Below are 23,617 nucleotides of genomic sequence, written 5' to 3'. Positions count from 1 at the left end.
CGCTGTCGCAGAACATCGCCATCGGCATGGGGCCGGAGTTCCGTCCGATGCTGCGTTTCTACGTCACCGGTGGTCAGGTCGACAACAAACGCACGGCGAAGGTGAACGGCACCCAGGACAACCAGCTGGATTCGCTGAATGTCGGCGGCATGTTTGAGGCGTGGTTCTAAAATCAGCGCCCGGGTCTCCGCCTGACCCGGGCGACTTGCTGGGGATTAATGCCCGTAGGTTCGCTCTCCTGCCCCGGTCAGCGTCATGCGGCCGGGGTTTTGAGCGCCCCGACTACACCCGGACTTTGACAGCCACCAGCAGGCCGGTCAACAGCATCAAGGCGCCGGAAATCACCAGCGGCGATAGCAGGCCAAGATGATCCAGCGCCACGCCACCTACCGCCGCGCCGCAGGTATTGGCCAGCTGAATGACCGCCACCTGGATCGAGCCGGCTTTTTCCGCCTGGTCGGAGAGCGAGCGGGTAATCCACGTTGACCACCCAACCGGAATCAATGCAAACGCAAAGCCCCAGATGACCACCACCGCCGACGCCACCACCTGACTTTCCCCCCATAGCACCAGCACCGTCGCGCTTGTCGCCAGGACCAGCGGAGCAGCCGTTAAGGCCGCCTTCACCGAGCGCTTGAGGATCACCGACGACAGCGAGGTACCGATAAAGCTGGCAATGCCGAAACTCAGCAAGACTAACGTCAGGCCATCAACATCAAAACCGGCCAGAGTCATATAGACCGGGCGGATATAGGTAAAGAAGGCAAACTGTCCGGCAAAGGCCATAAAAATGGCGCACATCCCGGCCATCACGCCGGGGCGTTTCAGCAGACTGAACATATTTTGCTGTTGATGCGGCGCTTCGCCGGGTAAAGAGGGCAGCACCTTCAACACCCACAGCGTACAGAACACGCCCATCACCGCCGCCGCATTAAAGACGTTACGCCAGCCGATAACGCCCCCCAGAAAGCTACCCAACGGCGCGGCAATAACCAGCGCAATCGACACCGCGCCAAAGATAACCGACAGCGCTTTTGGCACCACCCGCGTCGGAACAAGGCGCATCGTCAGCGACGCCGACATCGCCCAGAAGCCACCCAGCGCCAGCCCCAGACAGGCGCGACCCAGCAGCAGCAGCCAAAAGCTGTTGGCAAAGGAGACCAGCAGGCAGGAGAGCGTCAGCAGCACGGAAAACAGAATCACCACGTAGCGACGGTCGGTGGTGCGGATAACGGACGTAATAAACAGGCTGGCAAACATCGCCACAAACGCGGTCGTGGTGACCGACTGTCCGGCCATCCCCTCGGAAATACCTAAATCCTGCGCCATCGGCGTCAGCAGGCTTACCGGCAGGAACTCAACGGTAATCAGGCAGGCCACGCAGAAGGCCACCGCAAAGACCGCCGACCAGTTTGGCCGTGAAATCTCTTTGGTCTGCGATTTACTCGTGGTGCTGATATGTTCTGTCATGACGTCACCTGAAGCTAAAAACGTGCGGAAAAGCCACGCAGTCTATCATCAAAACTGTGACGAATTTAACGCGTTGACAGCTTTTCTCTTATTACAACGCGCTATCAGATAGCCACAGCGTATCTCATGGAGAAACTCAACGACGAGACAGAACGGGTAACACAATAACTCATGATATCAATGAAGATAAAATACCCCCTCTTCCGGCAGGAAGAGCTGGTTGTAGCGCAGCTGGAAAGCGTTTAGCTCATGCGGATCGGGCTCTATTTCGCGCATAAAGCCAAGCGTCAGGCGGATTTGCGCATCGGTTATCGGCGCGGCAAGCCGGGCTTTACGCAGCAGGCGGTGCCAGCTGAGCAGATTCTCTTCGCTGCCATCAACAATACAGACCTGCCAGATCAGCAGCACCTGCGCGGCATTCTGCAGATGGGCCTCATCAGGACGCTCAAGGTAGCGAATAAACTCGGTTCCAGCCGTTTTACCAAACTGGTCGATCATCGACTCAATCGCAACCGGCGTGATCCCCAGTCGTTCGTTTAAGCGTTTGATCGCCCGGCGGGAATCAGAGGTCAACACCCGAAATCCGACCACAAACACCACGCCAAGCGTTGCCAGCATTATCCAGACCATACGTTCTCCTTAAATCAGCCGCTCATCATAGCGGGAAACACCCGGCCTCGACAGCAGGCAGCGCCAGATTAATGAGCTGAAGAAAGGGAAAAACGATATGAAGACGGACCTACGCATGCGGGGTTTTAACCAGCTAAAATCCGTGGTGGCTGAGGGGATTGCAGCAAGAAACCGGCCCGCGGCAGGTGGGAGAAACGATTAAAACTCATTGTTAGTTTTCAGAACGCGTTTTATTCCTGCCATGCTATTTATATATGCCATTCAACAACTCATTTATATATCTTATATAACACGCTCTCTTTTACTATTTTTCACACCGCCGTTGATATTGACGCCACTAATAATACATGTTGGCCAGTGGCGCCTGCAATAACTTCAACGCACTCTAATTACTGTAACTTTAAGATTCCTCGCGTAAATTCCTTTTTCTTACTCATTAAATTCAGGCGTAGTATCGATATAAATATCAATAATGGACCAGGAAGATATTGAATGCCAGTAGATGAAAGAATAAGGCCGACATCAGGAACGGCGATAAACCCAGGTGGCGTAAGACAACTAACAATTGGTGAGATCGCTCTGGCGAAAACGCTTTTTGGCGAAAGCCTTAACTATAGTCGGATTTGGGTACACCGTGAAAGTTACTTACCCTTTAACCTTCAACCCGTTGATGTCGCCATGACCCCCAACGGTGAATTATGGTTCAGAGAAGAAACCTATTCACCAGATTTTTCATTAGAGCGAGATCTCGCAAAGAAACATAGATTCATGCATGAAATGGTTCATGCGTGGCAAACCCAAAAAGGTATGTTTGTCAGGGCAAGAGGTTTGTTTTCTCGCTTCGCTGATTATAGCTACAGTCTGGACAAAGCAGATTTCCTCCATTACGGGTTAGAGCAACAGGCATCAATCGCCAGTGATTATTGGCTATTGATTAATTATGGCTTCGAAAATAACAGAGGGTTATATGAATATCGTGATTATACATCAAAAAAATCTCTTTATGATTTAATTCATAAATACAAATCCGTCATGAAAGGATTCCCTGGATGAAAAGACTCGTCATTTTCCCTTTAATCATTCTTCTTTCCGGTTGTCCGGGAGGTAAGCCGGGCCCTTCCCAGCGTAGCATCTTCATTCATGGAGATACTCTGTGCTTTAGTGTAAATAAAAATGACGCGTTAGAATATTACACTATCTACTATTATCCAAAAGGCAACCACACAGTTATTAAAAGCGATAAAGGAATAAATGCATCCTACCCCAACACATGTTTTAAATTTAAATTGAGAAATGGTTATCAATACAACATCTATTATGGCCTAAACGGCAAACAGTATACAGATTCATTTTTTATTGATAACGACGGGAGATTATGAAAATGTCATTACCAGCGTATTTATTTTTATATGATGGGAATGGAATTCAGGTAAAAGGCGATTGTCTGATGCCAGGTAGAGAAGGCGCTATTGAAATCATGAACAGTAGCTACGGTGTAAGGCAAGCTTGCACAGCAGGCATAAAAAAGCCCGGCGGGAAGGCCGGGCAACGTTACCAATACCTGATGCCTCAGGCGGTCTGCAAACTTTGTTTCTTCTTCTCGCGGCGAATTTTACGTTCTTCAAACACCGCGACGATAGCCATCAGGCAGATACAGCCGATAGCTGCCGCATCCAGCGCCGCAAAGGTACCGGCCCAGCCGGTCAGGCCAAAGACCGGCGTGCCGTCGGCAATCATCCCCAGTCCCAGTTTGGCAAAGCTGTCGCCGATCAGGTAAGCGAAGGTGCCTTTGATGCCGTCCGCCGCGCCAATGGCCTTTTTCGGGACGAAGCCCACCGCCGCAACGCCGATCAGCAGCTGCGGACCAAACACCAGGAAGCCTAAAGCAAACAGCGACATCAGGTAGACATACTGGTTGCTGGCATGCTGGTAAACCCCGAGGGTCGCGATAATTAACGCCAGCGCGATACAGGCCACCAGCGCACGACGGCCGTTCGCCAGATCCGACAGCCAGCCCCACAGCAACGTTCCGACCAGCGCGCCCACTTCAAACAGGGTAAAGCCCTGAATCGCCACCTCTTTGGAGAGCTTCAGCTCCTGGAAGGCATAGACCGTCGACCACTGATCGATACCGATGCGCACCACATAAAGGAAAATGTTGGAGAAGCACAGCAGCCAAATGACTTTGTTTTTCAGCACATACTCGACGAAAATCTGCCATTTGGTCATGGCGTTCTCTTCGGTTTCTTTGTCTTCTTCGCTGATCTCTTCGCCAAACAGCTCTTCCGCGTTGCCGAGGCCGTAGGATTCCGGCGAGTCGCTACCAAAACGCAGACCGATAAAGCCGACAATCAGCGCAATAATCGACGGGAAGATGAACATGCCGATGACGTGGCCGTCGAACAAATAGTTCGCGCCGAACAGCGCCACGCCCGCCGCGCCCGCGCCGCCGAGGTTGTGAGAGATATTCCAGAAACCGAGGAAGGTGCCGCGCTTACGACGTGGCGTCCATTTGGTAATGGTTGAATAGCTACACGAACCGCCGGTGCTCTGGAAGAAACCGCTCAGCGCATAGAAGGCGATCATCAGGAACAGACTGGTTGAGCCGGCCCCCATACTGGCGCTGAAGCCGAGCATACAGATGGCGGAAAGAATCAGCATAAACGGCAGGAACTGCTTGGTGTTTTTACCGTCCGCATAGTAGGAGACCAGCGTTTTACCCACGCCGTAGGTGATCGAGAAGCCAAGGCCAATCATCCCCAGTTGGGTCATGCTCAACCCGTAGGTGGAGATCATGTCGTTCTGGGCGATGTTAAAGTTTTTGCGGATCAGATACATCGTCAGGTAGCCGATGAAGACCACCAGATAGGACTGCATGAACGGTTTGAACCACATTTTACGCCGCACGTCGAGCGGCAGATCCAGGGTCGGCTTGCGCACCTGGTTTAGAAAAGCCAGCATAGGACACTCCGGGCTAATTTTTATACCTGCGAATGGCAGGCATTGTAAAAAGCCGCGGCGCGGCTGGCCTGAGACAGCGTCCAGGCGGAACCGGGAAAATTTCTTAGTTTTGTCCCAATCAGAGTAAAAAGGAGAGACAGGTCACGCTTCGTGAGCGGTTCTCGGCGCCTGAGCGTTTAAAAACGGCAGCAGCAGCAGTGCGGAAATCCCGGCGGCAATAGCGATGACCACGAAAAAACCGCTCCAGTGCCAGATTTCCATGACCTGCGCCAGCGGCCAGCCGGAAAGCGACGCCCCGAGATAGGCAAACAGCCCGACAAATCCGGTTGCCGCCCCCGCCGCTTCTTTGTGGGAACACTCCGCCGCCGCCATACCAATCAGCATCTGGGGGCCAAACACAAAGAAACCGGTGGTAAAGAAGCAGGCGGTCTGCATCACATAGCTGGCGAAAGGCATCAGCCATAAACTGCCGACCGAGAGCAAAATACCGGCGGCGAAAATCAGGTTCATCGGCCCTCGGTTGCCGTTGAACAGCTTATCCGACCCCCAGCCTGCCACCAGCGCGCCAATAAAACCACCCAGCTCGAACATCGTCACCGCCGAATTGGCGGTCACCAGGTCGACGCCCAGCGTCTCCGACATATACAGGTTGCCCCAGTCGTTAATCGCCGCCCGCACCACGTAGACCAGCACGTAGCACAGCGACAGCAGCCAGATATAGGGGTTCAGCAGCACGTATTTGGTGAGGATCTCTTTGCGCGTCAGCCCCGCCCCTTCCTGCTGCTGGGCAATCTCCAGCTCGTCATGCCGCCAGTCGCCCACCGCGGGCAGCCCAACAACCTGCGGCCGATCGCGCAGCCGCCAGCAGAGGAACAGCCCGGCGAGAATCGCCAGCGTCCCGGCAATCATCATCCCGGTCCGCCAGCCGTAGTGCAGCGCCGCCGCGCCGACCACCATCGGAATCAGCGCCCCGCCGACGTTATGCGCGGTATTCCACAGCGCCCACCAGCCGCCGCGCTCGGTACGCGAATACCAGGCCGTCAGCAGACGGGCGCACACCGGCGATCCCCAGCCCTGGAAAAAGGCGTTCAGCGCCCACAGCAGCGCAAACGCCCATAGCGAAGTGGAAAAGCCGAACAGAATATTCACTATCCCGGTAGCAATGAGTCCAAGGCCCATAAAATAGCGGGCGTTGGAGCGGTCGCTGACGATGCCGGAGAAAAACTTCGACAGCCCGTAGGTGATGTAAAACAGCGTCGCCAGCAGGCCAATATCGCTGCGGGTCAGGACGTTGCTGGCGAGAATTTCCGGCACCGCGGCGTTAAAGCTTTTGCGCGTGAAATAAAACAGGGCATAGCCCAGCCAGATGGTCAGCAGAATATGGCGCCGCCAGTAGCGGTAGCGTTCATCCAGCGCCTGCTTATCGGCGATCGGATCGGCATCGGGTGGGGATTTCAGAAAGCTCAGCATCATCACTCCTCAAACATAACGGCGCGGCAGGCTGACGCAGACCCGGGTGCCGTGCGTACAGGAGATAGTGAGCGTGCCGCCCAGCGCCGTCACCCGTTCGCGCATACCGGTCAGGCCAAAGCCCTGCTGCCCGGTCCCCGGCGGCAGCCCGCAGCCATCATCCTCAAGTACCAGCATCAGCCGATCATCCTGCTGCCAGCCTTGCAGCGTCACCGCGCTGGCGCTGGCATGCTTAACGATGTTATTCAGCCCTTCCTGGCAGACGCGAAACAGCGTCACGCGCTGGTTTTCGCTTAAGGCGGCCTCATCGATGCGCCAGTCGAGATGGCTGATCATCCCGCTCTCTTCCAGTTCCATTTCGCGCATCAGCGAACGTACCGCCTGTTCAAGGGGCAGGTCGTCGAGCTGACGCGGACGCAGGCGGCCCAGCAGGCGACGAACCGAGTCGTAAACTCCGAGCGAAAGCTGTTCAATAAGCTGGCCGCTCTGTTTCACGCCGCCGTTTTCCGGCGCCAGACGCTGCACAATCCCGGCCTGAGTGCGAATCGCGGTAATGGTCTGGCCGATGTCATCATGCAGTTCGCGCGCCACGTCCCGGCGCACGCTCTCTTCGGTTTCCAGTAGCCGCTCCGCCAGCCGCTGGTTGCGCGCCAGTTCATTTTGCAGCGACTGGTTCAGTTCGCGCAGACGCTGAATCCCGGCGCCCAACAGCAGCCCGGTCAGGCTCTGCGCCAGCAGCGAGAGCAGCAAATCCACCGGATGATCGTGCCAGGTCTGGCTGGCGATTAACGCGATAGCGTTCATCAGCGCGGCGATCAGCGCCCCCTGCCAGCCATAATGCCAGGCGAGTGCGATGATCGGCAGCGCCAGGCAGAAAGGGGTAAAACGCGACAGTTCGGTGGGCAGTCCCAGCTGGAGCCAGAGGCTGACGCTAAACAGCAGCAGATACCAGATCAGATGCCGCCCTCGCCAGTTGATCGGCTGTGAAACCAGCGATGGCCCCAGCGGTCGCCAGACGGTACTGGTGAGATAGTGCCAGATAACCAGACAGGTCGGAGCCAGCGTCAGGCCGCCGGTTAACGTCAGCAACAGCGCGTTCAGGCCGTCGCTCCCTTCGCTCATCCACGGCAGCGATTGCAGCAGCGCGGCGGCAATCAGCGCGGCCCCCTGCCGCAGCAATGTGAGCCAGTCGCGCTGGTGACGATAGCGCGAAATGAGCGCCACCGGCAGCAGCGCCAGCACGCTACCGATCATCAATATTATCGGATGCGCCAGCGCCACTTCCTGCGCCAGCCAGAAGATCAGCAGCCATTCAGCGCCCAGCAACACCGGCCAGTAGCCGCGCGGGCACTGAAGCATCAGACCCAGCCGCAGACCAAAGGGGAACAGCAGAACGGCAAGATCCGCCCGTTCGACCAGGTGCAGGCTGATGCTCCACAGGCAGAACCACGCGGCGGAGAAAATGCAGAAGCAGCCGGCCACCGAAAGCAGCCGGGAGAGTAACGGTCTCATTGCCAGCTATCGAACATACGCCGCGCCAGCTCAACATCGTTGCTGACGCCCAGCTTTTCCAGCAAATTCGCGCGATGCACATGCACGGTTTTTGGCGACAATGCCAGCTCAGCGGCGATCTCTTTCACCGCCATCCCCTGCGCCAGCTTTTCCGCGACCTGCCGCTCGCGGCGGGTGAGCGGGTCCTGGCGGCCTGCCGCCAGCTTCATGGCGATATCCGGCGTCAGGTAACAGCCGCCGGCCGCCACCGTTCTGACCGCGGCGATCAGCTCATCCGGGCTACAGCGTTTGGAGAGAAAACCGCGGGCGCCGGCATTCAGCGCCTGTTCCACCAGCGCCGGGCTATCGTGGACGGAGAGCATGATGGTCGCCATGCCTTTTGGCAGTTGGCTGAGCAGCTCAAGCCCTGACATATCCGGCATCGAGATATCACAAATACAGACCTGTACACCGCGCCCAGGCAGTCCGCTCAACGCTTCGCGGGCGGAACCAAATTCGGCGACCACCTGGAAATCGGCTTCCAGCCCCAGCAGCTGCGCAAATCCGGAGCGGACGATAAGATGATCGTCAATAAGGGCAATGGTGGTCATGGCGTATCCTGGCAGGTTAAAAAACGCGCTTACCTTAACGATAAGCACGTTGTTGTTCAAGCCTTGCGCAGGATTATCCGCCTCAGGCGATACCGGTGGTCACCGTGAAGCTCCGGGTTTGCTGCGGCGCCAGCGCAATCAGGCTGCCATTACGCTGAGCCGCGAGGAATCCCTCGGGCCGACAGGTGGCGGGCAGCGCAAAAGCCGCCACCTGCTGATCGCCGTTATAGAGGATCCAGCGGGTAACATAATTGAACTCAGTGCTGGAGAACCGCGTGACAAACGTGGTGCCATCCGGCGCTATCATGCGAAATTCCGGGCTGTCGGTGTAGCGATCCAGCTTATCGGCAAAAAAGACGATTTCCGGATCGTAATACTGAGGCTCACACAACGTGGTCAGCGAGGCTTCGCCTTGCAGGAGACGCTGATTGAACGCCAGCCACGATTCCGTCGGCTGTACATGGGCCGGCACCGACCCGCGCAGCGAGAGCGCTTCATCCGGGATATTCTGGCTGAAGGTCGCCTGCGCCACATAGGCATAGTTCATATGGCACATGTACTGCAGCGGCATGGCGACAGAGGCAAGATTGGTCACCGTCATCTGGATATCAAACAGCGCGCTGGCTCGCCGTAAGGCCACCGTCGGCCGCGCCTCATAGTGATGACCAAAGCCCATCACGTATTCATAGCGCCCCACCACGCGCAGGCAGTCTGCCTCCAGTTCAAGCCAGGCTTCATCCATCGTCGCGCAGGCCATTTCACCATGCAGCGGGTGGGTATCCTGCGGCGACGGGCAACCGTTCGCCAGCAGACCTGAGTGGAAAGCGAAGCAGCCGTAGGTAGCCACTACCTCCGCCGCCGGCTTCGGCTCGCTGAACATATTGCGCATGGTCAGATCGTGGCCGTCAAACTCAGCATCCCAGATCATTTGCCCCAGCCATGGCAGAATCACCAGATAGCCGCGCGCGTTTTCTACCCGCAGCCCCTCTACGCCGCTGGCGTAGCGGAAAGCCGTTACCGTGAAGTCATCATTCGCCAGCAGCGTGTGCGGTTGCTCGCTAAAGAGCGAGCGCCATAAAGGTAAGCGTGTCGTCATCAGCATTCTCCTCAGGATACCGTCGCTTCAGTCAGCGCACGGCGGACTTTGCATTCACGCCAGAAATAGATGCCGACGTAGATGAAGCACAGCATTGGCACCAGGAAAGAGACCTGCAGCGAGTGGAACATATCGGCCACAAAGCCCTGAATCGCAGGGACGACGGCAGCGCCAATAATCGCCATCACAATCACCGCACCGGCCATTTCGGTGTGTTCGTTATCTACCGTATCAAGCGTACCGGCATAGATGGTTGCCCAGCACGGTCCGAATAACACGCTCACCAGCACCGCCACGTAGACCGCGCTAAAGCTCGGCGCCAGCGCCACATACGCAAGGAACAGCGCGCCGATAACCGAGTAGAGAATCAGCACTTTTTCCGGCGTGAAGCGGGTCATTAAAATATTGGCGATAAACTTACCGATAAAGAAGCAGGCAAAGCTGTAGACCATAAACGTTGAGGCATCGCGCTCGTTGATATCACCCAGCTCCAGCGCAAGGCGAATGGTGAACGACCAGACGGTGACCTGCATACCGACATACAAGAACTGAGCGACAATTCCGCGACGAAAACGTGCGTTGCAGGCCAGGTAACGCAGCGTGTCGGCCGCCGACGGGCGTTTGTGGTTCGCCGTCTGCGCAACTTTACAGGTCGGGAAGCGCGTCAGCAGGAACAGCACCATGACCACCACCAGCACCATGATCATGTACTTGTAAGGCTCAAGGGTGTTTTCCAGCATCAGAACTTTAAAATTATGAATCTGCTCGGCATTCATGCCGGCCATCTGTTTTTCCAGACTTTCGCCATCGGAAAAGACCAGATATTTACCCAGCAAAATACCGGCTGCCGCGCCAATCGGATAAAAAGTCTGGCTGATGTTCAGGCGCAGCGTGGCATGGCTTTTCGGGCCAATCATCGAGCTGTAGGTGTTCGCTGCCGTCTCGAGAAAGCTCAGGCCGATGGCAATCGCGAAAATCGCGGCCAGGAACATGGTGTAGGTTGCCATGTGCGATGCCGGGAAAAAGAGCGTGCAACCGACGATATACAGCGTCAGCCCCGTGAGAATAGCGACCTTATAGCTGGTGTTTTTAATCACTAACGACGCCGGAATCGCAATTAAAAAATAACCGCCATAAAATGCACTCTGGACCAGTGCGGAGGCAAAGTTACTTAATGCAAATACGCTTTTAAACTGCGTAATTAAAATATCATTTAAAGCCGCAGCACATCCCCATAACGGGAATAAGCAGGATAACAAAATAAACTGGAACAGAGGGGTTTTGTTCAGATAGCCGTCAGGCATCTGAATGATGTTTTTATCGTTCATAGTGCTACCTTTTACAGTGCAGGGTGATTATTCGTTTAACGACAGATATTCATTAAACTGCTCAATACTGGGATAAGACGATTGCGTGCCTTTCCCGGTGACGCTAAAGGCGGCAAAGAGCACGGCTTTTTTCATGGCGGATTCAACATCTCCGCTCTGGACGTAATAATGAGCAAAACAACCGATAAAGGCATCGCCTGCGCCGCTGGTATCTACCGCGCTGACTTTAAAGGCCGGGACATGCACTTCCTGAGTGCGCGTCATCCACAGCGCGCCTTTCTCACCCATGGTCACAATAATATTGTTGAGGCCCTTTTCCACAAGGCTGCGGGCGGCGATACGAATATTATCGTAAGTATCTACAGGCAGGCCGGTTAATATTTCCAGCTCGGTCTCGTTGGGGACAAAGAAATCACATTTACAGGCATAAGACATATCTAATTCGCGCAGAGCTGGCGCCGGATTTAATAACACTTCAATACCGTGCTTTTTACCAAATTCGATCGCGTGGTAAACCGTCTCCAGTTGCACCTCAAGCTGCAAAATAATCAGCTGGCATTTTTTTAAATCCTCGGCGGCGCGATCGATATCTTCAGGAGAGAGGAATTTGTTGGCACCCTTAATAATAAGAATGCTGTTGCTGGAGTTAGCATTCACGAAGATCGGCGCTACGCCACTGCTGGTGCAGGGGACTTTCTCAACATAGGTGGTATTGATGCCCCAGGACTCAAGATTGCGAATTGTGTTATCCGCAAAGATATCATCTCCCACCTTGGTCAACATCAGCACTTTCGAATTGAGCTTAGCGGCCGCCACGGCCTGGTTGGCCCCTTTCCCGCCGCAGCCAATTTTGAACGCCGGCGCCTCAAGGGTTTCCCCCTCTTTCGGCATCTGGTTGGTGTAGGTAATGAGGTCCACCATGTTGGAGCCAATAACCGCGATATCCATTTTACTACCTCTCAGAAACAATCACATAACAATGATATTATCGTAACATTATCATGTTACTTTAGTACCATTTGTGACCATGATCGCGATTGCAGTATCATTTAATGTTTATTTATCAACCAGAGAAATGTGAAGAATCGTGAGATGAAGAAAAACAAACATTGAAAATAACAACACAACAAACTGAAAATAAAGAATTTATTTTAACAAAAACGAGATCAATCAGGCTTTTAATTCTGCAGTGGCCGCAGTATAGTAATGTGAATGCATAATGTTTCAGCAGGGACAAAATGTTACCAAAAGAACATTTGCCACATGAATTACGGAGAGTGTGAATGGAGACCAAGCAAAAAGAACGTATACGTCGCCTGATGGAACTGCTGAAGAAAACCGACCGCATCCATCTTAAAGACGCCGCGCGTATGCTGGAGGTCTCTGTAATGACCATTCGCCGGGATCTCAGCCAGGAAAACGACGAACCGCTGCCGCTTACGCTGCTGGGCGGCTATGTGGTGATGGTCAACAAACCCTCATCGCCTTCCGTCACGCCAGCACAGGCGACAAAAGCAGCCCATCATCGCGACGATCTGCCGATTGCCATCCTCGCCGCCGGCCTGGTCAGCGAAAACGACCTGGTCTTTTTTGATAACGGCAGCGAAATGCCGCTGGTTATTAATATGATCCCCGATGACATTATCTTTACCGGTATTTGCTATTCACATCGGGTGTTTATGGCCTTAAATGAAAAGCCCAACGCCACCGCCATCTTATGCGGAGGCACCTATCGGGCGAAGAGCGATGCCTTCTACGATACCAGTAACCCTTCAGCGCTGGATTCGCTCAATCCGCGTAAAGTGTTTATCTCCGCCAGCGGCGTTCACGAACATTTTGGCGTCAGCTGGTTTAATCCCGACGACCTCGCCACCAAACGTCAAGCGATGGATCGCGGCCTGCGGAAAATCCTGCTCGCCCGCTACGCGCTGTTCGACGATGTTGCGCCTGCCAGTATTGCGCCGCTGCCAGCCTTTGATGTGCTGATAAGCGATCGCCCATTACCGGCAGACTATGCCGCGCACTGCCGGAACGGGTCGGTAAAAGTCATCACCCCGGACTCTGAAAGCGAATAACTTAGCGCCATCCCGCCAGACGTAGATTGTTGCAGCCCGTCTGGACATGGACAGCGCAAAAACCGCCACGTACACGCAGTACGTGAGGATTTGGAGCACTGCCCAGAGCCAGGATGGCAAATCAAATCGCCTGACGGGACAGGCTCTTACTCAAAGAAGACGGCAATTTTATTAAACATGGAAGGATCGGACTGGTTACGCGCCACCTTCTCCACGTCTTCCAGTTTTTCAATCTGGCTGATCATCTGCCCCAGCCGCTGGTCATCGTTCACCAAGAGCCAGATGCGGCTGTGGTTGCTGTTCTGAATCGGCAAGCAAAGAATGCCTTCGACGTTAAACGCGCGGCGGGCAAACAGGCCACAGACGTGGGTCATCACCCCCGGATGGTTGCGGACGGTGAGTTCCAGAATAACGTTGTCATGAGTCTGCTGTTGCATGGTTTATTCCCCCACCATTTCTGTATTTGCCGCTCCCGGCGGAACCATCGGATAGACTTTCTCTTCCGCATCAATGCGCACATGAATCAGCGCCGGACCGGGACGATCGATGATCGCCTGCAGCGCTGCCTGCGGATCGGCTTCGTGATTTAAATCGCAGGTTTGCAGGCCAAAGCCGGCGGCAATCTGCATAAAGTTAATCATTCCGGGATAGGTCGCGGCAAATACCCCCTGCTGATAAAACAGGCTCTGCTGCTGATAGACCAGCCCCAGCGCTTCGTTATTCATCAGGATGATTTTCACATCCAGCTGGTTTTCCGCCGCGGTGGCCATCTCCTGGATGTTCATCATCAGGCTGCCGTCGCCGGAAAAGCAGATGACTTTGCGCTGTGGATTAGCCAGCGCCGCACCGACCGCTGCCGGCAGACCGAATCCCATGGTTCCCAGCCCACCGGAAGTCAGCCATTGACGCGGGCGATTCAGCGGATACGCCTGGGCGACCCACATCTGATGCTGACCGACGTCGGTGGTGACGATCGCCTCATCGTTAACGCAGGCGGCAACGGCGTTGATCAGGCCATAATGGGTGAGCGGGTCGCTCTCGTGCGGAATCGGGGAAGGGAACTCGCGCTGCAGATCCGCCACCAGCTGGCGCCACTCGTCGCGCGGCTGGGCGGCGACCTGCGGCGTCAGCTGCGCCAGAACATCGGCCACATCCCCTTGAATCGCCACGTGCGGTTGCTTAATTTTACCCAGCTCGGAACGGTCGATATCGACGTGAATAATTTTCGCATTCGGGCAGAACTGCTCGGTTTTGCCAATCGCCCGGTCATCAAAACGCGCGCCTAAAACAATCAGTAAATCCGCTTCCTGCAGAATAAAGTTGGTGCTACGCGCGCCGTGCATCCCCAGCATGCCCAGCGACAGCGGATGCGCCTTCGGCAGCATCCCCAGCGCCATCAGGGTCATGGTGGTAGGCAGGTTCGCTTTTTCCGCCAGCGCACGCACCTGCTCAGGAGCATTAATCACCCCGCCGCCCAGATAAAGTACCGGGCGTTTAGCCGCATTGATCATCGCCGCCGCATCGTGGACGCTGGCGCGGTCAAATGTCGGCGGCGCGGTGCGCATGCCCGGCTCCGGTAACACCTCCAGCTCGATGGTCGCCGCCTGCACATCCTTAGGAATATCTATCCACACCGGGCCCGGGCGGCCGGACTGAGCAATGCGGAAAGCGTCGCTCATCACCTGCGGCAGTTCGGCAATATCGCGGACCAGGTAGTTATGTTTAGTGATGGGGATAGAGATACCGTAGGTGTCGACTTCCTGGAACGCGTCGGTCCCGATCATCGATGCCGGAACCTGGCCGGTAATGCACACCAGTGGAATCGAGTCCAGACGCGCATCGGCGATGGCGGTGATCAGGTTGGTGGCGCCCGGGCCGCTACAGGCCATACAGACCGCCGGTTTGCCCTCAGTACGCGCCATCCCCTGAGCGATAAAGCCCGCCCCCTGCTCGTGACGCGCCAGAACGTGGCGAATCTGCGTGCTTTGGCTTAATGCGTCATAGATGGGAAGGATTGAGCCGCCCGGGATGCCCGCAACGGTGGTGATCCCCTGGCGTTCCAGTAAATGAATAACTAACTGCGCGCCGGTAAAGCGCATTTTTTCTGCTGTTGTGCCCGAACTTGCCATGCTCCAGTCCTTTTATTTTGAGCCGACTTACCGGGCGAGTGTCGAAAAAAAACCCCGCCCGGTTTGCGCCGGCGGGGTTTGGAATCGTGTTGTTCCGGACCCTACGGCGCGTTGCCGACGACGACCACCACAGACACGACGACCACCGCGGCAGGCGCGGTTTTTAGTAGGGTCGAAGTCAGAGTGGCAGCGTTCATTAGGGACCTGTTGTGTCGAAAATTTAACTGAATTTATACAAACACAGCTGCCGCGATTAAACAACGGATTTATTTTCATCCACGAGGATTTGTGTGAAGGATCACAATTTCTGAGCGGTCGAAAAAACAAAAAACCCCGCCGGAGCGAGGTTTTTCTCAGCATTTTACGGCTGGTAACCGCAAGTACACTGTATTACGTCAACGCTGAAAGTATACGCGCGCGCGGACGTTCACGCAATTTTCACCCCGGTTTTTGCCAAAGTAGAGTATGGATGGCGAGCGCCATTTTGTCGAGAAAATACTGTTTATATATACAGTATTTGTTTATACTGAAAATGTACGCGTTGTGTCATTCGGGGCCGCATGTATCACCGGCGCAATAAAGTCCTGGCTGAAACGGGTGGTGCCGTCAGCGCCTTAACCCCGAGAGAGAGCACACTGTGTTACGTCAACAAATACGCTAATGCCTGTCAGCCACGGCAACGTGTCCCGGCAGGCGGCGTATACCCTGGCTGGCAACAGGCGGCGGAAAGGTACGCCAGCCGGTCGTGCTCCTGTACCAGAGGAGACGCGTATGGGTGCCGTGGATATTGTTGTTCTTATCCTGAAACTCATGGTTGCCGTGTTGCAACTGCTTGATGCCGTCCTGAAACAGTTACGCTGATTCAGGTTCAAGTCGCACCTGGGAGGGGCGGGAAACCGCCCCTCTACAGGCGGTTCCCATTAACATTGTGCTGACTTACTGGAGAAACTCATGCCACCGCTGTTGATTGCCGCCACCACGCCCGACGACCCCGGGTTTATTGCTTTGCGCAGTGAAAGCCTCGCCCAACATTTCAATATGCTGCGCCGCCTGGCGGAGAACTGGCAAAGCGGCAAAAACCGCTTTAGCGCGCCTGGGGAAAAACTGCTGGGCGCCTTTGTCGCCGGGCAGCTGGTGGGGGTTTGCGGGCTGAATATTGACCCCTTCAGCCCGCAGCTGCGAGCCGGGCGCATCCGCCATTTATATATCAGCGACGCCTTCCGGCGGCAGAATATCGGCCAGCAGCTGCTGGTGGCAGTCATCACCCACTCCGGCACCTGGTTTGATTTTCTCAACACCCACGCGCCACCGTCGGCGTGGCCGTTTTATGAATCGCTTGGGTTTCGCCCGGTTTATGATGAGCCGCGGGTCACTCATCGCCTGTTCTGCTCGCTTTAAGCGCGGCTGGTCGGGTGATAACCCCCGTGTTACAGTGCCAGGACCCGCTCACTCACCCGCACACCTGCCATGACGATAACCGTTTTCTGCGTTCTGCTGTTCGCCGCCCTGCTGCATGCCAGCTGGAATGCTATCGTCAAAGCAAGTGGAGATAAGCTGTACGCGGCGATTGGCGTGAGCGGCTCTGCCGCGCTTATCGCCCTGGCGGCCTTGCCTTTCGCACCGCAGCCCTCCCTGGCCAGCGTGCCGTATCTGGCGCTTTCCAGCGCATTGCAGGTGGTGTACACCGTTCTGGTCGCCAAAACCTACCAGGTCTCCGACATGAGCCAGACCTATCCATTGATGCGCGGCACCGCGCCGCTGCTGGTGGCGGTGATTAGCGTCGCGTTCCTCGGCGACACGCTGTCGCCGCTGGCATGGACGGGGATTGGCGTAATCTGTCTGGCGATCCTCGCCATGGCCTGCAACGGCCGGACCCGCTCCGGCTACGGCATCACCCTCGCGCTGATCAACGCCTGTTTTATCGCCGGCTATACGTTGGTTGATGGTACCGGCGTGCGGTTGTCGGATACGGCGCTGGGCTACACGCTGTGGTCCTTTTTGATGAACGGCTGCTGTCTGCTGAGCTGGTCGATGGTCGCTCGTCGCCAGCAAGCCAGCCGCTACCTGCGTCAGCACTGGAAAAAAGGCGCGATCGGCGGCCTGAGTACCATGGGATCATACGGTCTGGCGCTGTGGGCGATGACCCAGGCGCCGCTGGCGGTGGTGGCCGCGCTGCGAGAAACCTCGATTTTATTCGGCGCCGTCATCGCGTTCGTGCTGCTCAAAGAGAAGCTTATCGCCCTGCGAATCGTCGCCGCCTGCGGCATTGCGGCGGGGGCTATCCTGCTGCGTCTGTCCTGACGCAGAATGGCAACATTTGTTGCCGATTATTGTTTACAAAACCTGCCTGAAATTCCTCTCCAGTCATCGCCATATAGTTGTGCTGTCATTTCTATGTGGTAGATTCCTCCATCGTTTACGGGATGTGCCAGTCACATATTCTTCATTTATATCTACTCACGAAGTATTCATCGACATGAAACGGCATAAGAACTTCACTTTGTTGTTGATGCTGGTACTGCTGGTGGCCGTCGGCCAGATGGCGCAGACCATTTATATCCCGGCGATCGCCGATATGGCTATTTCGCTGAACGCCCGCGAAGGGGCCGTGCAGAGCGTCATGGCGGCTTATTTGCTGACCTATGGCGTCTCTCAGCTCTTTTATGGCCCGCTGTCCGACCGCACCGGAAGACGGCCGGTGATCCTCATCGGGATGTCTATCTTTATGCTGGCGACGCTGGTGGCTATCACCACCCACAGCCTGACGGTGCTGATTATCGCCAGCGCCATCCAGGGCATGGGAACCGGCGTCGGCGGAGTCATGGCGCGCACGCTGCCGCGCGATCTGTATGAAGGCTCCCAGCTCAGACATGCCAACAGCCTGTTAAATATGGGTATTTTGGTCAGCCCGCTGCTGGCACCGCTGCTTGGCGGTATCCTCAATACGCTGTGGAGCTGGCGTGCCTGCTACGCTTTCCTGCTGATTTTGTGCGCGGGCGTGACCTTTAGCATGGTGCGCTGGATGCCAGAAACCCGTCCGGCTGGCGCACCGCGCTCCCGGCTGGCGACCAGTTACAAAACGCTTTTCGGCAATACCGCGTTCAACTGTTATCTGCTGATGCTGATTGGCGGCCTCGCCGGAATCGCCGTATTCGAAGCCTGTTCCGGCGTGCTGATGGGCGCCGTGCTGGATCTAAGCAGCATGGCGGTGAGTATTCTGTTTATTCTGCCCATCCCGGCGGCTTTTTTCGGTGCCTGGTTTGCCGGACGCCCGCATAAACGCTTCTCAACCCTGATGTGGCAATCGGTGATTTGCTGCCTGCTGGCGGGCATCATGATGTGGATCCCAGGCCTGATGGGCGTGATGACCGTCTGGACGCTGCTGGTGCCCGCGGCGCTGTTTTTCTTTGGCGCCGGCATGCTGTTCCCGCTAGCGACCAGCGGCGCGATGGAACCCTTCCCGTTCCTTGCCGGCACGGCAGGCGCGCTGGTGGGCGGCCTGCAAAACATCGGCTCCGGCGTCCTGGCCTGGCTCTCGGCGCTGATGCCGCAGACCGGTCAAAGCAGCCTCGGGTTATTGATGATGCTCATGGGCCTGCTGATTCTGCTGTGCTGGCTGCCGCTGGCTTCGCGTTTCAGCCGCCACCAGCAGCCGGTTTAGCGCCCGGCGCCTTCCCCGGATGGCGGCATATCTACCTTACCGGGCTACCGTCCGTAGCCCCGGTTAGCGTAGCGCAACCGGGGGTCTCAGCGCACCAGGCTTTGCAGCCAGTGAATAAACGCGTCGATTTTCGGCCACTGGCGCCCCGCTAACGTCGTCACATAGTAGTGCTGGTGGCATTTCAACGTCATCTCGCCAAAGGGCGCAATCAGTTCTCCGCTCGCCAGGCGCTTTTGTACCAGCCGTTTACGCCCCATCGCCACGCCAACATGGTTCATCGCGGCAATCACCGCCAAATCTGAACGATCGAAGCCAATGCCCGACGATTGCGGCAAATTAACCCCAAAGTGCTGCGCCCAGCTAAACCATTCGTCGGTGCCGGAATCATTGCTCCAGGCCTGGCGATCGTGCAGCAGGGTGCAATGCTGCAGATTATCGGGGTTTTGCTGGAGCTGATGCTGCCGGGCATAGTCCGCCGTGCAAACCGGTACGATCGCTTCATCCATCAGATAATGGTGGGTTAATTGTGATGAAGGCAGATCGTCGAAATAGAGCGCCAGATCGATGCCCGCCCGCTGCATATTCACATTATCGTTGCCGGTCAGGACGGTAAGCGATATCGACGGATAGCGGCGGGTAAAGTCGCCGAGCGCCGGTACCAGCCAGCACTGGGCTATCGACGGGCGTGAGTAGACGGTCAGCGTACCTGACAGTTCCTGATTTTTGATATCCAGAATCTCCTGGTTCAGGCTGTCCAGCGAGGATTTCAGCGCCCAGAACACCCGCCGCCCCTCATGGGTTAACTCCACTTTCCGATGAGAGCGCACAAAAAGCTGAATACCCAGCTCTTCCTCCAGCTGATTCATCCGGTGGCTCACTGCGCTGGGAGTCAGCGATAGCTCTTCCGCCGCCAGGGCGAAAGATTCATGGCGCGCAGCGACCTCAAAGGTATACAGCTTTGACAGTTGCCAGCCGTTGAGCAGCCGGTTACCTATCTCTTTAGCGACATCCATCGTTCGATTCCCCTGATTGTTTAGCGCTGATTGTAAGAAAAATGGTTGCCCTGCGTGGGTTTAAAGATGAAAAAAAGTGACTCATGGCGCAAATAAAAGACAATTTTAGACATTAATCACCACTTTGATTCAATCTAATTCACCTGAAGCGCTATTTATATCGTTTGTCAGCCGATGACGTTTTTCTGTTCAATGACCCCATCTAATTTACGGGCGAGGTGGGGTATGGAGTCTCAGATTTGGGTTGTGAGCACGTTATTAATCAGCATCGTGTTGATTGTTTTGACTATCGTAAAACTGAAATTTCACCCCTTTCTGGCGCTGCTGTTAGCCAGTTTCTTCGTCGGCGCTATGATGGGGATGAGCCCGCTGGACATGGTCAACGCCATTGAAAATGGCATCGGGGGAACCCTCGGTTTCCTGGCGGCGGTGATCGGCCTCGGCACCATTCTTGGCAAAATGATGGAGATCTCAGGCGCCGCCGAACGTATCGGCCTGACGCTTCAGCGCTGCCGCTGGCTGTCGGTCGATGTGATCATGGTGCTGGTTGGCCTGATTTGCGGGATTACGCTGTTTGTCGAAGTCGGCGTCGTGCTGCTGATCCCACTGGCCTTTTCCATCGCTAAAAAGACCCATACCTCCCTGCTAAAGCTGGCGATTCCGCTGTGCACCGCGTTAATGGCCGTGCACTGCGTCGTCCCGCCGCACCCGGCCGCGCTGTTCGTCGCCAATAAGCTGGGCGCCGATATCGGTAGCGTGATTGTCTACGGTTTGCTGGTTGGGCTGATGGCCTCGCTGGTTGGCGGCCCGCTGTTCCTGAAGCTGCTGGGCAACCGCCTGCCGTTCAAAGCGGTTCCTGTTGAGTTTGCCAATCTGGAAGTTCGTCAAGAAGAGACGCTGCCGTCGCTCGGCGCTACGCTACTGACCATTTTGCTGCCGATCGCGCTGATGCTGGTGAAAACCATCGCCGAGCTGAATATGGCTAAAACCGGCACGCTGTATATGTTGCTGGAGTTTATCGGCAACCCGATTACCGCCATGTTTATCGCCGTCTTCGTGGCCTACTACGTCCTCGGCATCCGGCAGAATATGGGGATGGCTACGCTGCTGAGCCATACCGAAAAGGGCTTTGGCTCCATTGCCAATATCCTGCTGATTATCGGCGCAGGCGGCGCGTTCAACGCGGTCCTGAAAACCAGCGGCCTGGCCGATTCACTGGCGGTGATTCTGTCCGGCATGCATATGCACCCGATTCTGCTGGCCTGGCTGGTGGCGCTGATTCTGCATGCGGCGGTCGGTTCTGCCACCGTCGCCATGATGGGGGCTACGGCCATCGTGGCGCCGATGCTGCCGCTCTACCCTGGCGTTAGCCCGGAGATCATCGCCATTGCCATTGGTTCCGGCGCAATTGGCTGCACAATCGTTACCGATTCCCTGTTCTGGCTGGTTAAACAATACTGCGGTGCGAGCCTGAGCGAGACGTTCAAATACTATACAACGGCTACATTTATCGCATCCTTACTTGCACTAGCCTGCACATTCCTGCTTTCTTTCATCATCTGAGCGCAAAGAGACGTAATATGAAAAACGCTGACATGACCACTTTACTTGCCCGGTTCCCTCTGCTGAAGGATCTGGTTGCCCTGAAAGAAACCACCTGGTTTAACCCGGCAACCACTTCGCTGGCGGAAGGTTTACCCTACGTTGGCCTGACGGCTGACGATGTTCAGGAGGCCCGCGCCCGCCTTGAGCGTTTTGCGCCGTATCTGGCGCAGGCATTCCCGGAAACCGCCGCCACCGGGGGGATTATTGAATCCGGGCTGGTCGCTATCCCGGCAATGAAAGCACGGCTGGAGCAGGCTTTTATCCAGCCCATTTACGGCGATCTGCTGCTGAAAAAAGACAGTCATCTGCCGATTTCCGGCTCCATCAAGGCCCGCGGCGGTATTTACGAGGTGCTGACCCACGCCGAAAAGCTGGCGCTGGAAGCGGGGTTACTTGCCACCGAAGATGACTATCGCAAGCTGCTGACCCCGGAATTTAAGCAGTTCTTTAGCCAGTACAGCATCGCCGTCGGTTCCACCGGCAACCTGGGGATGTCAATTGGCATCATGAGCGCATGTATCGGTTTTAACGTCACCGTGCATATGTCTGCCGATGCCCGGGCATGGAAAAAAGCGAAGCTGCGCAGCCACGGCGTAACGGTGGTTGAATACGAACAGGATTACGGCGTCGCGGTCGAACAGGGGCGTAAAGCCGCCGAAGCGGACCCCAACTGCTTCTTTATCGATGATGAGAACTCACGCACGCTGTTCCTCGGCTACGCCGTCGCAGGCGAGCGCCTGAAAGCGCAGTTTGCCCACCAGGGACGCGTGGTCGATGCCGACCATCCGCTGTTTGTCTATCTGCCGTGCGGCGTCGGCGGCGGTCCTGGCGGGGTCGCGTTTGGCCTGAAGCTGGCTTTCGGCGACCATGTACACTGTTTCTTCGCTGAACCCACGCACTCTCCTTGTATGTTGCTCGGCGTCCATACCGGCCTGCATGATGAAATTTCGGTCCAGGATCTGGGTATTGATAACCTCACTGCCGCCGACGGCCTGGCGGTGGGTCGGGCTTCCGGGTTTGTCGGCAGGGCCATGGAGCGCCTGCTGGATGGCTTCTATACCCTCAGCGACCAGACGATGTACGACATGCTAGGCTGGCTGGCGCAAGCGGAAAATATCCGCCTGGAGCCATCCGCGCTAGCCGGTATGGCCGGACCACAGCGCGTTTGCGCCAGCAAGACATATCAGCAGATGCACGGCTTCACGCCCCGCCAGATGGGCAACGCCACGCATCTGGTCTGGGCGACCGGCGGCAGCATGGTACCGGAAGAAGAGATGGTGCAGTACCTGGCGAAAGGGCGTTAATACCACGGGCTCAACGGCGGATGATAAGCCGTTGGGCCCTTTCCGCTATATCACATTCTGCAAAAATAACGCGATCTGCCGCAGGTGCGTGGCCGCAAACATCAGCGACAGCGAAAGGACGGCGACAGCAATGAAAAACTTGTCACGTATCGCCTGCGGCTGAACAAAATCACTCTCGTCCACATCCATCAGCTTACGGCGCCGCGTGTAGCCCCAGAGCACAATAGCCACTATCGCCAGTACGCCAATCGATAGCCAGAACAGCGTCCCTGCGCTATGCCAGTTATGTTTTATCGCCAACGCCATCAGCGCCGCGTAGCCCAGCAACGTGCGAAGCCAGGCCAGCGATGTCCGTTCCGGCTGCAGCCCAGGATCGCTCTCCCGCCGTGCCCGGCGCTTATCCGCCATACAGAACCAGGCCCATCACCACTACCACCACTATCATCAGCAACAGACTGATCGCCAGCAGCGTTCTGGTGTAGGGCAGATCCTGCTTCAGGCGCATCGCTTTTTCGTTACTCAGCCAGCGCAGGTAGCCATAAATCGCCAGGCCGCCGGCAAACAGACACAGCAGCAGCGCCAGCACTTCGCGAATCAGCGGTGTGGCAAAATCCGGCGCCAGCTGATCTAAGCCGACCCCGGCGGCAAGAAAGCCTAATGCCGTGCGGATCCACGCCAGAAAAGTGCGTTCGTTGGCCAGCGAGAAGCGGTAATCCGGCGCTTCGCCGACGCGGGAAATTTTCATCAGGGTTCCTTGTTCGTAGCGCGGGCAG

The 23,617-nt window shown here is 56.1% G+C and carries 24 protein-coding genes and 2 pseudogenes; 11 read left to right on the top strand and 15 right to left on the bottom strand.

The genetic code is table 11. From position 1 onward, the window contains the following. Positions 1 to 170 (top strand): carbohydrate porin (locus CWM52_RS13810; RefSeq protein WP_165785392.1); only part of this gene is annotated, 170 nt, incomplete at its 5' end. A 112-nt stretch (positions 171 to 282) separates the two neighbouring features. Here the strand turns inward: CWM52_RS13810 and nepI are convergent. Both nepI and CWM52_RS13800 read right to left on the bottom strand, forming a co-directional pair. After that, positions 283 to 1,470 (bottom strand): purine ribonucleoside efflux pump NepI, encoded by a 1,188-nt coding sequence (nepI, locus tag CWM52_RS13805; RefSeq protein WP_100684626.1) that lies wholly within the window; start codon positions 1,468 to 1,470, stop codon positions 283 to 285. Between the two features lie 177 nt (positions 1,471 to 1,647). Beyond that, positions 1,648 to 2,100, bottom strand: coding sequence for a DUF1198 family protein (locus CWM52_RS13800; RefSeq protein ID WP_100684625.1), 453 nt, complete (start codon positions 2,098 to 2,100; stop codon positions 1,648 to 1,650). 492 nt (positions 2,101 to 2,592) lie between these two features. Between CWM52_RS13800 and CWM52_RS13795 the strand changes: the two genes are divergently transcribed. The 3 genes and pseudogenes from CWM52_RS13795 to CWM52_RS27150 all read left to right on the top strand — a co-directional run. After that, positions 2,593 to 3,153, top strand: a complete 561-nt coding sequence (locus CWM52_RS13795; protein WP_100684624.1) for a type IV secretion protein Rhs — start codon at positions 2,593 to 2,595, stop codon at positions 3,151 to 3,153. Next, positions 3,150 to 3,479, top strand: coding sequence for a putative T6SS immunity periplasmic lipoprotein (locus CWM52_RS27155; RefSeq protein WP_100684623.1), 330 nt, complete (start codon positions 3,150 to 3,152; stop codon positions 3,477 to 3,479). Before CWM52_RS13795 ends, CWM52_RS27155 begins: the two co-directional genes overlap by 4 nt. A 2-nt stretch (positions 3,480 to 3,481) precedes the next feature. Then, a pseudogene (locus CWM52_RS27150) lies at positions 3,482 to 3,604 on the top strand (type VI secretion system tube protein Hcp); the annotation flags it as partial. A gap of 65 nt (positions 3,605 to 3,669) precedes the next feature. Here the strand turns inward: CWM52_RS27150 and uhpT are convergent. From uhpT to rbsK, 7 genes are all read right to left on the bottom strand, one after another. Continuing rightward, on the bottom strand, positions 3,670 to 5,061 hold the full coding sequence (uhpT, locus tag CWM52_RS13780) for a hexose-6-phosphate:phosphate antiporter (RefSeq protein ID WP_100684622.1): 1,392 nt from the start codon (positions 5,059 to 5,061) through the stop codon (positions 3,670 to 3,672). A 141-nt stretch (positions 5,062 to 5,202) separates the two neighbouring features. Continuing rightward, positions 5,203 to 6,531, bottom strand: coding sequence for an MFS transporter (locus CWM52_RS13775; RefSeq protein ID WP_100684621.1), 1,329 nt, complete (start codon positions 6,529 to 6,531; stop codon positions 5,203 to 5,205). 9 nt (positions 6,532 to 6,540) lie between these two features. Beyond that, entirely contained in the window at positions 6,541 to 8,022 is a 1,482-nt protein-coding gene (uhpB, locus tag CWM52_RS13770; protein ID WP_165785395.1) for a signal transduction histidine-protein kinase/phosphatase UhpB, read from the bottom strand. Positions 8,023 to 8,039: 17 nt separating this feature from the next. After that, positions 8,040 to 8,633 (bottom strand): transcriptional regulator UhpA, encoded by a 594-nt coding sequence (gene uhpA / locus CWM52_RS13765; protein WP_100684619.1) that lies wholly within the window; start codon positions 8,631 to 8,633, stop codon positions 8,040 to 8,042. Positions 8,634 to 8,715: 82 nt separating this feature from the next. After that, positions 8,716 to 9,729 carry an aldose 1-epimerase family protein gene (locus tag CWM52_RS13760; protein ID WP_100684618.1) on the bottom strand — a complete coding sequence of 338 codons (1,014 nt, stop codon included), beginning with the start codon at positions 9,727 to 9,729 and terminating at the stop codon, positions 8,716 to 8,718. Between the two features lie 11 nt (positions 9,730 to 9,740). Then, positions 9,741 to 11,057 carry an L-fucose:H+ symporter permease gene (fucP, locus tag CWM52_RS13755; RefSeq protein ID WP_100684617.1) on the bottom strand — a complete coding sequence of 439 codons (1,317 nt, stop codon included), beginning with the start codon at positions 11,055 to 11,057 and terminating at the stop codon, positions 9,741 to 9,743. A gap of 27 nt (positions 11,058 to 11,084) precedes the next feature. Next, positions 11,085 to 12,005 (bottom strand): ribokinase, encoded by a 921-nt coding sequence (gene rbsK / locus CWM52_RS13750; RefSeq protein WP_100684616.1) that lies wholly within the window; start codon positions 12,003 to 12,005, stop codon positions 11,085 to 11,087. 335 nt (positions 12,006 to 12,340) lie between these two features. Here rbsK and CWM52_RS13745 point away from each other — a divergent pair, with 335 nt between their 5' ends. After that, on the top strand, positions 12,341 to 13,132 hold the full coding sequence (locus CWM52_RS13745) for a DeoR family transcriptional regulator (protein WP_100684615.1): 792 nt from the start codon (positions 12,341 to 12,343) through the stop codon (positions 13,130 to 13,132). Between the two features lie 146 nt (positions 13,133 to 13,278). Here CWM52_RS13745 and ilvN read toward each other — a convergent pair whose 3' ends face one another. The 3 genes from ilvN to ivbL form a co-directional block, all read right to left on the bottom strand. After that, entirely contained in the window at positions 13,279 to 13,569 is a 291-nt protein-coding gene (gene ilvN, locus CWM52_RS13740; RefSeq protein ID WP_004869110.1) for an acetolactate synthase small subunit, read from the bottom strand. A gap of 3 nt (positions 13,570 to 13,572) precedes the next feature. Next, entirely contained in the window at positions 13,573 to 15,261 is a 1,689-nt protein-coding gene (gene ilvB, locus CWM52_RS13735; protein WP_100684614.1) for an acetolactate synthase large subunit, read from the bottom strand. A gap of 101 nt (positions 15,262 to 15,362) precedes the next feature. Beyond that, the gene (gene ivbL, locus CWM52_RS13730) at positions 15,363 to 15,458 is read right to left on the bottom strand and encodes an ilvB operon leader peptide IvbL (protein ID WP_100684613.1); all 96 of its coding nucleotides are present in this window, start codon (positions 15,456 to 15,458) and stop codon (positions 15,363 to 15,365) included. Between the two features lie 549 nt (positions 15,459 to 16,007). On the opposite strand from ivbL, the pseudogene tisB reads away from it, so the two are divergent. From tisB to emrD, 4 genes and pseudogenes are all read left to right on the top strand, one after another. Further along, positions 16,008 to 16,122, top strand: a pseudogene (tisB, locus tag CWM52_RS13725) (type I toxin-antitoxin system toxin TisB); the annotation flags it as partial. Between the two features lie 90 nt (positions 16,123 to 16,212). Further along, positions 16,213 to 16,659 (top strand): GNAT family N-acetyltransferase, encoded by a 447-nt coding sequence (locus CWM52_RS13720; protein WP_100684612.1) that lies wholly within the window; start codon positions 16,213 to 16,215, stop codon positions 16,657 to 16,659. A 69-nt stretch (positions 16,660 to 16,728) separates the two neighbouring features. Further along, positions 16,729 to 17,562 carry a DMT family transporter gene (locus CWM52_RS13715; RefSeq protein WP_100684611.1) on the top strand — a complete coding sequence of 278 codons (834 nt, stop codon included), beginning with the start codon at positions 16,729 to 16,731 and terminating at the stop codon, positions 17,560 to 17,562. A gap of 175 nt (positions 17,563 to 17,737) precedes the next feature. Beyond that, positions 17,738 to 18,922 carry a multidrug efflux MFS transporter EmrD gene (emrD, locus tag CWM52_RS13710; protein ID WP_100684610.1) on the top strand — a complete coding sequence of 395 codons (1,185 nt, stop codon included), beginning with the start codon at positions 17,738 to 17,740 and terminating at the stop codon, positions 18,920 to 18,922. An 86-nt stretch (positions 18,923 to 19,008) separates the two neighbouring features. On the opposite strand, the gene dsdC is transcribed toward emrD, so the two are convergent. Further along, a complete protein-coding gene (gene dsdC, locus CWM52_RS13705; protein WP_100684609.1) occupies positions 19,009 to 19,935 on the bottom strand; it encodes a DNA-binding transcriptional regulator DsdC in 927 nt (308 codons plus the stop codon). A gap of 225 nt (positions 19,936 to 20,160) precedes the next feature. Here dsdC and dsdX point away from each other — a divergent pair, with 225 nt between their 5' ends. Then, positions 20,161 to 21,498, top strand: a complete 1,338-nt coding sequence (gene dsdX / locus CWM52_RS13700) for a D-serine transporter DsdX (RefSeq protein ID WP_100684608.1) — start codon at positions 20,161 to 20,163, stop codon at positions 21,496 to 21,498. 17 nt (positions 21,499 to 21,515) lie between these two features. After that, the gene (gene dsdA / locus CWM52_RS13695) at positions 21,516 to 22,844 is read left to right on the top strand and encodes a D-serine ammonia-lyase (protein ID WP_100684607.1); all 1,329 of its coding nucleotides are present in this window, start codon (positions 21,516 to 21,518) and stop codon (positions 22,842 to 22,844) included. 45 nt (positions 22,845 to 22,889) lie between these two features. On the opposite strand, the gene CWM52_RS13690 is transcribed toward dsdA, so the two are convergent. Both CWM52_RS13690 and CWM52_RS13685 read right to left on the bottom strand, forming a co-directional pair. Next, the gene (locus CWM52_RS13690; protein ID WP_100684606.1) at positions 22,890 to 23,252 is read right to left on the bottom strand and encodes a DUF202 domain-containing protein; all 363 of its coding nucleotides are present in this window, start codon (positions 23,250 to 23,252) and stop codon (positions 22,890 to 22,892) included. Then, the gene (locus tag CWM52_RS13685; protein ID WP_100684605.1) at positions 23,242 to 23,589 is read right to left on the bottom strand and encodes a YidH family protein; all 348 of its coding nucleotides are present in this window, start codon (positions 23,587 to 23,589) and stop codon (positions 23,242 to 23,244) included. Before CWM52_RS13685 ends, CWM52_RS13690 begins: the two co-directional genes overlap by 11 nt. Between the last annotated feature and the right edge of the window lie 28 nt (positions 23,590 to 23,617).

It is taken from the genome of Raoultella sp. T31 (genome assembly GCF_002806725.1).
GTDB classification, from domain to species: Bacteria; Pseudomonadota; Gammaproteobacteria; order Enterobacterales; family Enterobacteriaceae; genus Klebsiella; species Klebsiella electrica.
The sequence above is the reverse complement of the archived record's forward strand: the minus strand, read 5'-3'. Positions and strand labels throughout refer to the sequence as shown.

Bases quoted from the DNA above. Each gene is read 5' to 3' on its own strand.
- nepI (WP_100684626.1), bottom strand. From the start codon at position 1,470: ATGACAGAACATATCAGCACCACGAGTAAATCGCAGACCAAAGAGATT.
- CWM52_RS13800 (WP_100684625.1), bottom strand. From the start codon at position 2,100: ATGGTCTGGATAATGCTGGCAACGCTTGGCGTGGTGTTTGTGGTCGGA.
- CWM52_RS13795 (WP_100684624.1), top strand. From the start codon at position 2,593: ATGCCAGTAGATGAAAGAATAAGGCCGACATCAGGAACGGCGATAAAC.
- CWM52_RS27155 (WP_100684623.1), top strand. From the start codon at position 3,150: ATGAAAAGACTCGTCATTTTCCCTTTAATCATTCTTCTTTCCGGTTGT.
- uhpT (WP_100684622.1), bottom strand. From the start codon at position 5,061: ATGCTGGCTTTTCTAAACCAGGTGCGCAAGCCGACCCTGGATCTGCCG.
- CWM52_RS13775 (WP_100684621.1), bottom strand. From the start codon at position 6,531: ATGCTGAGCTTTCTGAAATCCCCACCCGATGCCGATCCGATCGCCGAT.
- uhpA (WP_100684619.1), bottom strand. From the start codon at position 8,633: ATGACCACCATTGCCCTTATTGACGATCATCTTATCGTCCGCTCCGGA.
- CWM52_RS13760 (WP_100684618.1), bottom strand. From the start codon at position 9,729: ATGACGACACGCTTACCTTTATGGCGCTCGCTCTTTAGCGAGCAACCG.
- fucP (WP_100684617.1), bottom strand. From the start codon at position 11,057: ATGAACGATAAAAACATCATTCAGATGCCTGACGGCTATCTGAACAAA.
- rbsK (WP_100684616.1), bottom strand. From the start codon at position 12,005: ATGGATATCGCGGTTATTGGCTCCAACATGGTGGACCTCATTACCTAC.
- CWM52_RS13745 (WP_100684615.1), top strand. From the start codon at position 12,341: ATGGAGACCAAGCAAAAAGAACGTATACGTCGCCTGATGGAACTGCTG.
- ilvN (WP_004869110.1), bottom strand. From the start codon at position 13,569: ATGCAACAGCAGACTCATGACAACGTTATTCTGGAACTCACCGTCCGC.
- ilvB (WP_100684614.1), bottom strand. From the start codon at position 15,261: ATGGCAAGTTCGGGCACAACAGCAGAAAAAATGCGCTTTACCGGCGCG.
- ivbL (WP_100684613.1), bottom strand. From the start codon at position 15,458: ATGAACGCTGCCACTCTGACTTCGACCCTACTAAAAACCGCGCCTGCC.
- CWM52_RS13720 (WP_100684612.1), top strand. From the start codon at position 16,213: ATGCCACCGCTGTTGATTGCCGCCACCACGCCCGACGACCCCGGGTTT.
- CWM52_RS13715 (WP_100684611.1), top strand. From the start codon at position 16,729: ATGACGATAACCGTTTTCTGCGTTCTGCTGTTCGCCGCCCTGCTGCAT.
- emrD (WP_100684610.1), top strand. From the start codon at position 17,738: ATGAAACGGCATAAGAACTTCACTTTGTTGTTGATGCTGGTACTGCTG.
- dsdC (WP_100684609.1), bottom strand. From the start codon at position 19,935: ATGGATGTCGCTAAAGAGATAGGTAACCGGCTGCTCAACGGCTGGCAA.
- dsdX (WP_100684608.1), top strand. From the start codon at position 20,161: ATGGAGTCTCAGATTTGGGTTGTGAGCACGTTATTAATCAGCATCGTG.
- dsdA (WP_100684607.1), top strand. From the start codon at position 21,516: ATGAAAAACGCTGACATGACCACTTTACTTGCCCGGTTCCCTCTGCTG.
- CWM52_RS13690 (WP_100684606.1), bottom strand. From the start codon at position 23,252: ATGGCGGATAAGCGCCGGGCACGGCGGGAGAGCGATCCTGGGCTGCAG.
- CWM52_RS13685 (WP_100684605.1), bottom strand. From the start codon at position 23,589: ATGAAAATTTCCCGCGTCGGCGAAGCGCCGGATTACCGCTTCTCGCTG.